This window comes from Hamadaea sp. NPDC050747, assembly GCF_040654195.1.
Classification (GTDB): Bacteria; Actinomycetota; Actinomycetes; order Mycobacteriales; family Micromonosporaceae; genus Hamadaea.
On the sequence record NZ_JBFAHM010000023.1, the window covers coordinates 38,901 to 50,571 of the forward strand.

Genomic DNA, 11,671 nt, shown 5'->3' on the forward strand with positions numbered 1-11,671 from the left:
GTCCGCGCTTCTCGCGGGCACCGCTGTGGCTTCCTGGAGGGACGTAAGTGATCGAGATCGACCGGCTGCGCAAGGTCTTCCGCTCCTCGCTCGAGTTGCCCGAGGACTACGACGTCGACGGCCTGGAGTACCGCGGGATCGAGAAGTGGGACTCGCTGGCCCACATGTCCCTGGTCGCCGCGATCGAGGACGAGTTCGACGTCATGATCGACACCGATGACGTGATCGACATGAGCTCCTTCGGCAAGGCCCGCGAGATCCTGGGCAAGCACGGTGTCGAGTTCGCCTGAAGTTCACTCGCCGGACTCCGGCGCCCGTGTGGCGCTCGTCACCGGCGGGTCGCGCGGCATCGGCCGAGCGGTCGCCGAGCGGCTGGCCGCGGACGGGTACGCCGTCGCCGTCCACGCGAGCACGGTCGCGAACGCCCAGGGCGTCGCGGACGAGCTGGCCGGCCGGTACGCCGTGCCGACGCTGGCCGTCGGGGCGGACGTGAGTGACCCGGCCGCCGTGAAGGCCGCCGTGCGGTCGGTGTTCGAGCAGTTCCGGCGGCTGGACGCGCTGGTCGTCGGGGCCGGTACGCACGAGGCGGGCCTGCTCGGCATGCAGTCCGACGCCAGTACGCAGCGTCTCTTCGACGTCAACGCGGTCGGCGCCGCGCATACGCTGCAGCACGCGACCCGGCTGCTGCGCCGCGGCCACTCCCCCGCCGTCGTCCTGATCGCCTCGGTCATGGGCCGGGTCGGCGGGGCGGGTCAGGCGATCTACTCCGCGACCAAGGCGGCCGTGATCGGGCTGACCCTGGCCGCGGCCAAGGAACTCGGGCCGGCCGGCATCCGGGTCAACGCGGTCGCGCCGGGCTTCATCGAGACCGACATGCTCAGCACCCTCGACGAGGCGGGCCGGGCCGAGGTCGTCGCGGCCACCCCGCTGAACCGGCTGGGCCGCCCACAGGACGTGGCCGACGCGGTCGCGTTCCTGCTCTCCCCGCAGGCCTCGTTCGTCACCGGACAAGTCCTCGGCGTCGACGGAGGCGTACTTCGATGATCAGCTTGGTCGGGCCGGGCGCCCGGCTGGTCGACGCCGCCACCGGCGACGTCCTGGCCGGCGAGGAACTGGCGGACCGGGTCGCGGCGGCGGCCGAGCAGGCGGCGACCTGGCCCGGGGTGCTGTTCGCACACTTCCCGGCCACGATCGACGCCGTCGTCGGCTACCTGGGCGCGCTCCAGGCCGGCCGGCCGATCTGTCTGCTCGACCCCGACCTGCACGCCGATCTGCGGGACCGCCTCGTGGCCCGGTTCGAGCCCGGCGCGATCACGAACGGCAAGGGCGACCTGCCGCCCGGCTACCACGCCGAGGGTGACGTCTGGCTCCGGGACGAGCCGTCGGCGGTCACCCCGCACGCCGACCTGGCGCTGCTGCTCACCACCTCCGGCTCGACCGGTGACCCCAAGCTCGTCCGGCTGACCCCGACCGCGGTGGAGTCCAACGCCCGCGCGATCGCCGCGGCGCTCGGCATCGACGGCGGCGAGGTCGCGATCACCAGCCTGCCGCTGTTCTACTCGTACGGGATGTCGGTGCTGAACTCGCACCTGATCAGCGGCGCGACGGTGGTGGTGTCACCGCGGACGTTCCTGGAACGCGAGTTCTGGAACGACGTGAACACCTATGGCGTCACCGGTCTCGCCGCCGTCCCGTACCAGTACGAGATGCTCAAGCGGCTGCGCTTCGACCCGGCCAAGTACCCGTCGCTGCGTACGCTGACGCAGGCGGGCGGGCGGCTGAAGGCCGAGCTGATCGTCGACTTCCACGGCCGCATGTCGGCCGTCGGCGGCCGGATGTTCGTCATGTACGGGCAGACCGAGGCCGGTCCCCGGATGACGACGCTGCCTTCGGCGTACCTGCCGGCCAAGGTCGGCTCGGTGGGCCCGGCCCTGCCCGGCACCGAAGTGCTCATCCGGACCGACGACGGAGCCGAGACCGCCGAGCCCGACGTCGAGGGCGAGGTCATCTTCCGCGGCCCCAACGTCATGATGGGGTACGCCACCACCGCCGCCGACTTCGCGGGCGGCGACGAGCTCGGCGGCCGGTTGTCGACCGAGGACCTGGGAAAGCTCGACGCCGACGGCCATTTGTGGATCACCGGGCGGCTGAAGCGGATGGGCAAGATCTTCGGCATCCGGGTCAACCTCGACGATGTGGAGCGGCTGCTCGTCGACAGCCCGCCGGTGGCGGCCATCCCCGGCGACGACCGGCTGACGGTCTTCGTCGAGTCCGATGAGGAGCAGTGGCCGGCCAAGATCAAGGCTCGGCTCGCCGAGGCGCTGGGCATCCACTCCAGCGGCTTCGACGTGCGCAGCATCACCGCTCTGCCGCTCCTGGCCAACGGTAAGGTCGATTATCGGAAGCTGGCGGAGGAGGGCGCGTGAGCGAGGAAGTCTTCACGCTGAAGCAGCCGGAGAAGGACGAGCGGCTGCTGGAGCAGCTGAGCGCGCTGACCCGGCACCACCGCGAGAACAGCCCTGAGTACGACCGGATCCTGCGGGCCAGCGGCCAGGCGCACGACTCTTACGCCAGCGTCTACGACCTGCCGTGGCTGCCGGTGCGGATGTTCAAGAACCACCACTTGAAGAGCATCCCGGAGGACCAGGTCGTCAAGGTCCTCACCTCCAGCGGCACGACCGGCGACGTGAGCCGGATCTACCTCGACCGTGACGCCGCCGCCGCGCAGACCCGGATGCTCTCCCGGACGCTGCAGACCGTGCTCGGCCCGAAGCGGCTGCCCATGCTCATCGTCGACAGCCGCGGTGTGGTCGCCGACCGGCGCAGCTTCAGCGCCCGCGGCGCGGGCATGCTCGGCCTGATGAACTTCGGCCGCGAGCACGTGTGGGTGCTCGACGAGAAGGGCGAGCCCGACGTCGAGGTGCTCAAGCAGTTCCTCGCCAAGCACGGCGACCAGCCGTTCCTGATCTTCGGCTTCACCTTCATGGTGTGGCTCTACCTCTACGAGGCCGCCCGCGACGCCGGGCTGGACCTGTCCAACGGCATCCTGATCCACTCCGGCGGCTGGAAGAAGCTGATCGACCGGGCCGTGGACAACACGGAGTTCCGCCGCCGCCTCGCCGAGGACGTCGGCCTCACCAAGGTGCACAACTTCTACGGCATGGTCGAGCAGATCGGCACCGTCTACCTGGAGGGGCCGGACGGCGGCGGGCTCTACTGCCCCGACTTCGCCGACGTCATCATCCGCGACCCGGAGACCTGGGAGGTCGCCCCGGTCGGCACGCCCGGCCTCATCGAGGTCACCAGTACGCTGCCCACCTCGTATCCGGGACACGTCCTGCTGACCGAGGATCTCGGTGTGGTGCACGGCGTGGACGACGGTGCCTGGCCAGGCAAGCGGTTCAGCGTCCTGGGCCGGCTCCCTCGCGCCGAGGCACGTGGCTGCAGCGACACCTTCACTGGAGGCGACCGATGAAGATCGAGGTACGCTTCCCGGCCGGTCCGCAGGCCGAGATCGACGACGTCATCGCGGGGGTGACCGCCGAACCCGAGGGCGGCCGGCTGGTTCCCGGCGATCCCCGGGTCGTCGACTTCCTCACCGCGCTGGCCCGGCGGCTGCTGGCTCCGTCGATCGCCCGGCGCCACCCCGAGCTCGGCTCGCTCGGCTTCTTCCTGCGCAAGACCGAGATCCGCAAGACGCTGGAGCATCTGCGTCGCGAGGGCGACGACGCGCTGGTCTTCCCGCGCGGTCTGGTCTTCCACGTCCCACCGGCCAATGTGGACACGATTTTCGTCTACTCCTGGGCGCTGTCGGCGCTCGCCGGCAACCCCAACATCATCCGGATCTCGTCGCGGGCCGCCGGTGCGGCGCTGACCATCCTGGAGACGCTGAACGAGTGCCTCGCCGAGGCGCATCCGGCGATCGGCCAGACCCAGCGCATGATCACCTACGGTCACCAGGACGAGGTCACCGCGGCGCTCAGCGCCGCCTGCGATCTGCGCGTCATCTGGGGCGGCGACCGTACCGTCCGCGACATCCGGCGGCACCCGCTCGCGCCGCACGCCCGGGACGTCACGTTCCCCGACCGTTCCTCGTACGCCGCGATCTCCCTCGCGGGCTGGCAGGCCACCGACGCCGCGGGCCGCAAGCGGGCCGCCGAGGGACTCGTCAACGACGTCTACTGGTTCGACCAGGCGGCGTGCTCCTCCCCGATGGCGATCTACCTCGTGGGCGACCCCTCGCTTGCCCCGGCGGTCAAGGCCGAGCTGCTCTCGCTCGTCGCGGCCGGCGCCCGGGCGCAGGGATTCGCCGTCGACGCCGCGATGGCGGTGGAGAAGCGCGTCTCGACGTACGGCCTCGCCGCTCTCGGCAAAGCCACCGCGTTGGACCTGGCCGACAACACCGTCACCGGGGTCACGCTCACCGGCCCGGACGCCGTGCCGCACGACTGGCTGGGCGCGGGCGTCTTCCCGTTCACCACGGTCGGCTCGCTCGCCGAGATCGCGCCGCTGATCACCCGGAAGGACCAGACCTTCAGCCACTTCGGCTTCACCCGCGAAGAGCTGCTGGACTTCGCGCATCTGCTCGGCGGGCGCGGCGTGGACCGGATCGTGCCGTTCGGGCAGGCGCTGAACTTCGCCGGGGTGTGGGACGGCTATGACCTCATCCGCGAGTTCAGCCGCCTCGTCACCGTCGCCGCCTGAGCCGCGCCGTCGCCAAGATCATCGCGTTTTCCGGGAAATCGTCCCCATTCCGGTGACGCGAGGGGACGTTATCCCGGATAACGCAAAAATGAGCCGCCGCCGCGCCCGTTCACCAGGCGGTCCAGCCGCCGTCGACCACGACGTTCGCGCCGGTCGTGTAGCTGGACCGCGGTGACGCCAGGAACAACAGCGCGGTGGCGATCTCCTCGGGCGACCCCACCCGCCCCAACGGGGAGTGCTCGCCGAGCGCTTTGAGGAATTCCGGGTCGCCCCCGCCGGGGAATGCCCCTGGCGTGAGGGCGTTGACGCGTACCCCTTGGGGGGCGAGCTCGACCGCCGCGTAGCGGGTGAGTTGCAGCAGGCCTGCCTTGACCGCGCCGTAGTAGGGCGGGTTGACCTGCTCGGGGCTCGCGTAGAGCGAGGGGCGCGGACTGACCAGACCGTACATCGACGACACGGTGATGACCGCGGGCGACGAGTCGGCGGCCGCGCGGACCAGCAGGTCACGGGTGGCCGCGAGCAGCCGCTGGAACGCCGCGAGGGCGAGGTCGGCGGCCTGGGTGAAGTCTTCCGTGCGGGCCGTGGCGAGGGTGCCGCCGCGCCCGACGTGGGCGTTGTGCACCAGAACGTCCACACGGCCGGGGCCGACGCTCAGCGCCACCCCGAGCGCCTGCACGTCGTCCGGGTCGGTCACGTCGCAGCGGGCCGCGACCGCCGAGAGCCCGTCGGCCAGCAGCTCCTCCGTGAGGGCGTCCAGCCGGGTCTGGTCGCGGCCGACCAGCCAGACCTGCGCGCCCGCGGTGGCCAACGTCCGGGCCATGACCCGGCCGAGCCGCCCGGTCGCGCCGGTCACGACCGCGATCTTGCCGGACAGGCCGAACAGAGACTCGGGCGTCAGATTCATCGCGCGCTCCCCCACGTGCTCGGGTCAAGCAGCTGCGCGGGCAGCTCCGGCAGCCGATCCAGCAGCATCTCGCGCTCGGCCGCCGCGAGCCCCGGCCGGCTCGCGAGCCGCACGTTCTCCTCGATCTGGTCCAGCGTCTCGGCCCCGATCACGACCGAGGTCACCCACGGCAGCCCCAAGGTGTACGCGACGCAGAGGCCGGCCCGGTTGGGAAAGCGCAGGTCGGCCGCGACCTCGTCGAGGGTCGCGACCACGGCGTCCCGCTGGGTGTCCGGGACGTGCGGCCAGCGGGCGGCGGTCCCGGCGGCGAGCAGTCCTTGCAGGTAGACGCTGCGAACGGTCACGACGACGTCGCCGCTGAGCGCCTCGGCGACCTGCGGCGTGAGCCAGCGGCGGTCGAGCACGTTGCACGGCAGCTGGACGTAGCCGAGGTCGGACAGCCGGGCGACGGCGAGCAGTTCGGCCGGATTCTGCACGGAGACGCCGATCCGGTCGGCCTGCCCGGCGTCCTTCACCTTCCGCAGCCCGTCCCAGGCCTGCGGGACGTCGGCCGCCCGGTGCAGCAGGAAAGTGGCCGACTTCTCGCGCAACGCGGTCAGGCTGGCCTGAACGCCCGCCGGCACATCGGTCTCCCCCGGTGCGAGCTTGGTGATCACCTGCGGCTTGACCGACGCCGCACCGATCCGCGCTTCGCTCTCGCCGTACGCCCGCGCAGTGTCCACATGGGTCACGCCGAGGTCGGCCGCGCGGCGGAGGAGGGCGTCGACCGCAGCCTGATCGAGATCGCCGGTCGTGTTGGCGATCCCGTACGCCATCCCCAGCTGGGCCGCGCCGAGAACCAGGGCGGACTGGCGATAGCCGCCCTGGTCGCGTACGGGCAACGGGGTGCTCAGATGAGGTCCCAGCTCAGCGGGGTGCCCTTGGCGGCGTCGCGGGTGAAGGTGCGGCCGAGGACCTTGTCGATCTCGATCGGGGGCAGGCCGTTGGCGGGCCGGATCGAGCGGACGTTGGCCGGGGTGACCGGGTCGCCGGCCTTGACGTCCTCCACGACGTAGAGCGAGCGGCGGAAGCGCAGGCCTTCCTTCTCCGACTCGGTCGGGCCGATGTGCGTGGAACCGAGGGCGAGCCAGGCGCGCTCGGATTCGTCGACCAGGGCGCGCATCTCGGCCGGGGTCATGGAGAACGCCGAGTCGACGCCGCCGTCCTCGCGGGCCAGGGTGATGTGCTTTTCGATCACGGTCGCGCCGAACGCCACCGACGCGATCGGTACGCCGATCCCGAGCGTGTGATCGGACAGGCCGACCTGGACGTCGAAGGTCTCGGCCAGGATCGGGATGCGGCGCAGGTTGGAGTCCTGCGGCGGCGACGGATACGACGCGGTGCAGGCCAGCAGCACGATCTGGGTCGCGCCCGCGCCACGGGCGGTGTCCAGCGCGTGCGCGATGTCGGCCACGCTGGCCATACCGGTGGAGATGATCAACGGTTTGCCGGTCTGCGCGGCCAGCCGGATCAGCGGCAGGTCGACCAGCTCCGACGAGGCGATCTTGTACGCCGGCGCGCCCAACGATTCGAGAAGTTCGATCGCGGTCGGGTCGAACGGGGCGGAGAACACGGTCAACCCGTGCGACGCGGCCCGGTCGAAGATCGGCTTGTGCCACTCGAACGGCGTATGCGCCTTCTGGAACAGCTGGTACAGCGACTCGCCACCCCACAGATCGTGCCCGGCCGAGATCCGGAACTCCGGGGTGTCGACGTCGATGGTGATCGTGTCCGGCGTGTATGTCTGCAGCTTCAACGCGTGCGCGCCGGACTCGGCGACCGCGTCGACGATCTGCAACGCCCGGTCCAGGGAACCGTTGTGGTTGCCCGACATCTCGGCGATGATGAACGGCCGATGCCCCGGCCCGATCAGATGGTCACCGATCTTGATCTCGGTCACTTCCTCTTCCCCTTCTTCCGGTCGGCGGCGCTCAGCTCGGTCCAGACCACTTCCTGCGGAACCCCGTCGACCTCGCGCTCGTAACGCCGGGTCTCGGTGAACCCCATCCGCTTGTGCAACTGCAACACCGGGGTGTTCCAGGCGAGCGTCTCGCCGCCGATCAGCTCGGCCTGGAGCACGTCGAAGGCGTACTCGACGGCGTCGGACTCCAGCTGCACCCAGGCGGGCAACAACTCGCCCCTGGCTTGGAGCGTCTGGTTGTCGAGGTAGAACCCCCAGACAACGCCCTCCTCTGCCGCGTTCCGGGCGTCGAAGCTGACCACCCCGGCCGGCGTACCCCGCCACTCGAAGATCAGCACCCGCCGCTGCGGATCCTGGGCGACGGCAGCCCACCACCCGGCGTGCTCCTCCGGGCGGATCTCGTGCGTCGTGAAGCTCACCTTGCGTACTTCGGGGTGATTGCGCCAGGTCAGGACGAGGTCCCGGTCGGAATCGGTCGCGTCGCGCAGCACCCGACGATCCTAGCCCGGTGGGTTGTTCCGCCTCGTCGCCGGGCCGACGCGCACCCCTAGGGGCGGAAATCGGTAACTCGCCGGATCACAGGACTCCCAGGATGCGTCTAGGTTGACGACCGTGACACTGATCGCGACCGAGTCGCTCACCAAGCGCTACGCGAACGGCGTACTGGCGCTCAGCGAATTCACGGTCCAGGTGCAGCCCGGCGTCGTCGGCCTCGTCGGGGCCAACGGGGCCGGCAAGTCGACGCTGATCAAGATCCTGCTGGGTCTGGTCGAGCCGACCGCCGGCGGCGTACGCGTGCTGGGCCTGGATCCGAAGACGCAGGCGGAGAAGATCCGCGCCCGAGTCGGCTACATGCCGGAGCACGACACGTTGCCGCCAGACCTGGCCGCGGCCGAGTTCGTGACGCACATGGCCCGCATGAGCGGGCTGCCGAAGGTCGCCGCGCGGGAGCGGGCTTCCGAGGCGCTGCGCCACGTCGGCCTCTACGAGGAGCGGTTCCGCCAGATCGGCGGCTACTCCACCGGCATGAAGCAGCGGGTCAAGCTGGCCCAGGCGCTCGTGCACGATCCCGACTTGCTGCTCCTCGACGAGCCGACGAACGGGCTCGACCCGGCCGGGCGGGACGCCATGCTCGGCCTGATCCACCGGATCGGCAGCGAGTTCGGCATCTCCCTCGTCGTCTGCTCGCATCTGCTCGGCGAGGTCGAGCGGATCTGTGACTCGCTGGTCGCGATCGACGGCGGCCGGTTGTTGCGTGCCGACAGCGTGGCGACCATGACGACCGTCAGCGACGTGCTGGCCGTCGAGGTCTCCGAGGGGCAGCCGGAACTCGCGGCCGCCTTGCGCGCCCAAGGGCTGCCGGTCCGCGAGGAGTCGCACCTCATTCTCGTGCCGTTGTCCGGCGACGGCACCTACGACCAGATCATCGGCGAGGTGGCCCGGCTGGATCTGCCGTTGCACCGGCTCGACCTGCGCCGCCACCGGATCGCCGAGCTGTTCGCGACGGCCTCCCCGAGTGTTCAGGAGGCCGCCGATGTCTGAGTCGGGCGTCATCCACGACATCGGCTACCAGCGCTACTCCGGGCCGCGGCTCGGCCGCGGGTATGCCGTCCGCTCGCTCTACGTGCACAGCCTGCGGACCGCGTTCGGGTTCGGGCGCAGCGCCAAAGCCAAGATCTTCCCCTGGTTCGCCGCCGGGATCGCGCTACTCGTGGCCGTGATCGTCACGGCGGTACGCGCACAGGCGGGCCGTCCGGTGCTCTCCTACACCTCGTACGCCGACGCGATCTCGGTTCTCGTCGTGCTGTTCTGTGCGGTCATCGGCCCTGAGCTGGTGTCCCGGGATCTGCGTTCCGGCGTCCTGCCGCTCTACTTCTCCCGGCCGATGACCCGGGCGGACTACGCGCTGGCGAAGCTTGCCGCGACGGTGTCCGCCGCCTGGCTGCTGCTGGCGATGCCGCTGACCATCATGTTCCTCGGTGGAGCGTTCGGGGCGGGCGGCGCGAAGGAGATCTGGACCGAGATCGGCCGGTACGCCGCCGGCCTGGGCTACGCCGCGCTGTACGCGCTGCTCTTCGGCGCGATCGCGACGCTGGTCGGGTCGCTGGCCAGCCGCCGGGCGGTGGCCGCGGCGATCATCGCGGGCTTCTTCCTCATGACCTCCGCGGTCGCCGGGGTGGTCTCCGGCATCGCCTTCGCCACGGACAGCACGACGTTGCAGCACGCGTTCGGTCTGCTGAGCCCGGCGACCCTGCTCCAGGGCGTTCACGCGTGGGCGATCGCCGATCAGCCGGGCGACCTGGAAACCATCCCGGTGGGCGACCTCGGCCCGATCTACGGCCTGGTCCTCGTGGCCGCCCTCGCCGTGTGCACCCTCCTCCTGCTGGCCCGCTACCGGAAGGTGGCCCGATGAAGGTCGAACTCGACGGCGTCTCCAAGTGGTACGGCAACCTCGTCGCCGTCAACGACATCTCGATGGTCCTGGCGCCCGGCGTGACCGGCCTGCTCGGGCCGAACGGCGCGGGCAAGACGACCGTGCTGCACATGATGGCCGGTTTCCTCGCCCCGTCCCGGGGTCAGGTGCTGGTCGACGGGCAACCGTCGTGGCGCAACCCGCCCGTGTACGCCAAACTCGGGCTCGTCAGCGAGCGGGAGGCGGTGCACGGCTTCCTCACGGCGTACGAGTTCGTGCTGGCCAGCGCCAAGATGCAACGGCTGCCCGACCCGGCCGCCGCCGCGCGCCGGGCGCTGGACCTGGTCGAGATGACCCCGGCGCAGGACCGGCGGATCGAGACCTACTCCAAGGGCATGCGGCAGCGGACCCGGGTGGCGGCGGCGCTGGTGCACGATCCGGCGGTGCTCCTGCTCGACGAGCCGTTCAACGGCATGGACCCCCGGCAGCGACTGCACATGATGGAGTTGCTGCACCGGATGGGCGAACAGGGCCGCACGGTGCTGTTCAGCTCGCACATCCTGGAGGAGGTCGAGCAGGTCTCCGGCACGGTGCAGGTGATCGTGGCGGGGCGGCTGGCCGCCTCGGGCGACTTCCGCAGCATCCGGCGGCTGATGACGAACCGCCCGCATGTCTTCACCATCCAGTCCAGTGACGACCGCCGGCTGGCGGTGGCGCTGATGGGTGAGGCGTCGGTGGCGGGCGTCGACGTCGACGCGAAACTCGGCCTGACGGTACGCGCGTCCGACTACGGGACGTTCACCCGCTCGCTGCCGAAGATCGCCCTGTCGACGGGCGTCCGGGTGCACCGGCTGATCCCCGCCGACGAGTCCCTGGAGAGCGTCTTCTCCTACCTCATCGCGGCCTGATTGCGGAGTACGCCATGAATCTCACCATCGCATCGATCACCTTGCGTGGTCTTCTCGGCCGCGCCCGGTTCCTCTGGCTGCTGCCGCTCCCCTTGGTCATGCTCGGCCTGGCCTGGCTGGCCAAGGCGCTCGGCGCGGATGCCGACGACTGGACCGGGCCGATCGTCGGCGGGCTCGGCATCGCCGTCGTGCTCCCGGTGATGGCCCTGATCGTCGGGACCGGCGTGCTCGGCTCCGAGATCGACGACGGGACCGTCGTGCACATCCTGACCAAGCCGTTGCCCCGCTGGGAGATCATCCTCGCCAAGCTCGCCGTCGCCACCGGGGTCACCGCCCTGGTCGCCGGGGTGCCGCTGTTCCTGGTGGGCCTGATGGCCGACGGCGTACGCCTCGGCCTCGGGCTGTTCGTCGCCGCCGCGGCCGGCGCGCTGGCGTACTGCGCCTTGTTCCTGGCGCTGAGCCTGCTCACCCGGCGGCCGGTGCTCGTCGGGCTGGCGTACGTGCTGCTCTGGGAGGGTCTGCTGGGCAACCTGCTCAAGGGGACTCGGCTGCTGTCGGTCCAGCAGAACGTCGTCGCCCTCGCCGACGCCGTCTCCGGATCGGATCTCGTCAAGGGGACCATCTCGACACCGTTCGCGATCGGCGCCGTCGCCGTCTTCGCGATCGGCGGAACGTGGCTGGCGATCGACCGGCTCCGCTCGTTCAGCGTCGCGGGCGAGACCTCCTGACGCGACGGCAGACGACGGGGGGCGGCGTTCTCGCGAACGCCGCCCCCCGTTCTG

At 70.7% G+C, this 11,671-nt stretch carries 13 protein-coding genes; 9 read left to right on the forward strand and 4 right to left on the reverse strand.

Going from position 1 to position 11,671, the window contains the following annotated elements; all coding sequences use genetic code 11:
• Positions 1 to 50 precede the first annotated feature (50 nt).
• The 5 genes from AB0H43_RS37175 to AB0H43_RS37195 are packed head-to-tail and all read left to right on the forward strand — an operon-like array spanning position 51 to position 4,704.
• Positions 51 to 290, forward strand: a complete 240-nt coding sequence (locus AB0H43_RS37175) for an acyl carrier protein (RefSeq protein WP_253763631.1) — start codon at positions 51 to 53, stop codon at positions 288 to 290.
• Positions 274 to 1,044 (forward strand): SDR family NAD(P)-dependent oxidoreductase, encoded by a 771-nt coding sequence (locus tag AB0H43_RS37180; protein WP_360007844.1) that lies wholly within the window; start codon positions 274 to 276, stop codon positions 1,042 to 1,044. The genes AB0H43_RS37175 and AB0H43_RS37180 overlap by 17 nt, the downstream gene beginning before the upstream one ends.
• On the forward strand, positions 1,041 to 2,426 hold the full coding sequence (locus tag AB0H43_RS37185; protein WP_360007847.1) for an AMP-binding protein: 1,386 nt from the start codon (positions 1,041 to 1,043) through the stop codon (positions 2,424 to 2,426). Before AB0H43_RS37180 ends, AB0H43_RS37185 begins: the two co-directional genes overlap by 4 nt.
• On the forward strand, positions 2,423 to 3,475 hold the full coding sequence (locus AB0H43_RS37190) for an acyl-protein synthetase (RefSeq protein WP_360007850.1): 1,053 nt from the start codon (positions 2,423 to 2,425) through the stop codon (positions 3,473 to 3,475). Before AB0H43_RS37185 ends, AB0H43_RS37190 begins: the two co-directional genes overlap by 4 nt.
• Positions 3,472 to 4,704 carry an acyl-CoA reductase gene (locus AB0H43_RS37195; RefSeq protein ID WP_360007853.1) on the forward strand — a complete coding sequence of 411 codons (1,233 nt, stop codon included), beginning with the start codon at positions 3,472 to 3,474 and terminating at the stop codon, positions 4,702 to 4,704. Before AB0H43_RS37190 ends, AB0H43_RS37195 begins: the two co-directional genes overlap by 4 nt.
• Positions 4,705 to 4,813: 109 nt before the next feature.
• Here AB0H43_RS37195 and AB0H43_RS37200 read toward each other — a convergent pair whose 3' ends face one another.
• From AB0H43_RS37200 to AB0H43_RS37215, 4 genes are read right to left on the reverse strand one after another with little or no spacing between them, the layout of a single operon-like run.
• Positions 4,814 to 5,608, reverse strand: coding sequence for an SDR family oxidoreductase (locus AB0H43_RS37200; RefSeq protein ID WP_360007855.1), 795 nt, complete (start codon positions 5,606 to 5,608; stop codon positions 4,814 to 4,816).
• A complete protein-coding gene (locus AB0H43_RS37205; RefSeq protein ID WP_360007857.1) occupies positions 5,605 to 6,489 on the reverse strand; it encodes an aldo/keto reductase in 885 nt (294 codons plus the stop codon). Before AB0H43_RS37205 ends, AB0H43_RS37200 begins: the two co-directional genes overlap by 4 nt.
• An 8-nt stretch (positions 6,490 to 6,497) precedes the next feature.
• A complete protein-coding gene (pseI, locus tag AB0H43_RS37210) occupies positions 6,498 to 7,538 on the reverse strand; it encodes a pseudaminic acid synthase (protein WP_360007921.1) in 1,041 nt (346 codons plus the stop codon).
• Between the two features lie 5 nt (positions 7,539 to 7,543).
• Complete coding sequence (locus tag AB0H43_RS37215; RefSeq protein ID WP_360007860.1) at positions 7,544 to 8,059, reverse strand: GNAT family N-acetyltransferase; 516 nt, start codon at positions 8,057 to 8,059, stop codon at positions 7,544 to 7,546.
• Positions 8,060 to 8,180: 121 nt separating this feature from the next.
• On the opposite strand from AB0H43_RS37215, the gene AB0H43_RS37220 reads away from it, so the two are divergent.
• From AB0H43_RS37220 to AB0H43_RS37235, 4 genes are read left to right on the forward strand one after another with little or no spacing between them, the layout of a single operon-like run.
• Positions 8,181 to 9,110 (forward strand): ABC transporter ATP-binding protein, encoded by a 930-nt coding sequence (locus AB0H43_RS37220; RefSeq protein WP_360007863.1) that lies wholly within the window; start codon positions 8,181 to 8,183, stop codon positions 9,108 to 9,110.
• Positions 9,103 to 9,981 (forward strand): ABC transporter permease subunit, encoded by an 879-nt coding sequence (locus AB0H43_RS37225; RefSeq protein ID WP_360007866.1) that lies wholly within the window; start codon positions 9,103 to 9,105, stop codon positions 9,979 to 9,981. The genes AB0H43_RS37220 and AB0H43_RS37225 overlap by 8 nt, the downstream gene beginning before the upstream one ends.
• Positions 9,978 to 10,889, forward strand: a complete 912-nt coding sequence (locus AB0H43_RS37230) for an ABC transporter ATP-binding protein (protein ID WP_360007869.1) — start codon at positions 9,978 to 9,980, stop codon at positions 10,887 to 10,889. The genes AB0H43_RS37225 and AB0H43_RS37230 overlap by 4 nt, the downstream gene beginning before the upstream one ends.
• Positions 10,890 to 10,903: 14 nt before the next feature.
• On the forward strand, positions 10,904 to 11,617 hold the full coding sequence (locus AB0H43_RS37235) for an ABC transporter permease subunit (protein ID WP_360007872.1): 714 nt from the start codon (positions 10,904 to 10,906) through the stop codon (positions 11,615 to 11,617).
• Positions 11,618 to 11,671 lie beyond the last annotated feature (54 nt).

What these genes read in the sequence shown, in the direction of transcription:
- AB0H43_RS37200 (WP_360007855.1), bottom strand. Translation starts at nt 5,608, where the DNA reads ATGAATCTGACGCCCGAGTCTCTGTTCGGCCTGTCCGGCAAGATCGCG.
- AB0H43_RS37185 (WP_360007847.1), top strand. Translation starts at nt 1,041, where the DNA reads ATGATCAGCTTGGTCGGGCCGGGCGCCCGGCTGGTCGACGCCGCCACC.
- AB0H43_RS37235 (WP_360007872.1), top strand. Translation starts at nt 10,904, where the DNA reads ATGAATCTCACCATCGCATCGATCACCTTGCGTGGTCTTCTCGGCCGC.
- AB0H43_RS37195 (WP_360007853.1), top strand. Translation starts at nt 3,472, where the DNA reads ATGAAGATCGAGGTACGCTTCCCGGCCGGTCCGCAGGCCGAGATCGAC.
- AB0H43_RS37230 (WP_360007869.1), top strand. Translation starts at nt 9,978, where the DNA reads ATGAAGGTCGAACTCGACGGCGTCTCCAAGTGGTACGGCAACCTCGTC.
- AB0H43_RS37225 (WP_360007866.1), top strand. Translation starts at nt 9,103, where the DNA reads ATGTCTGAGTCGGGCGTCATCCACGACATCGGCTACCAGCGCTACTCC.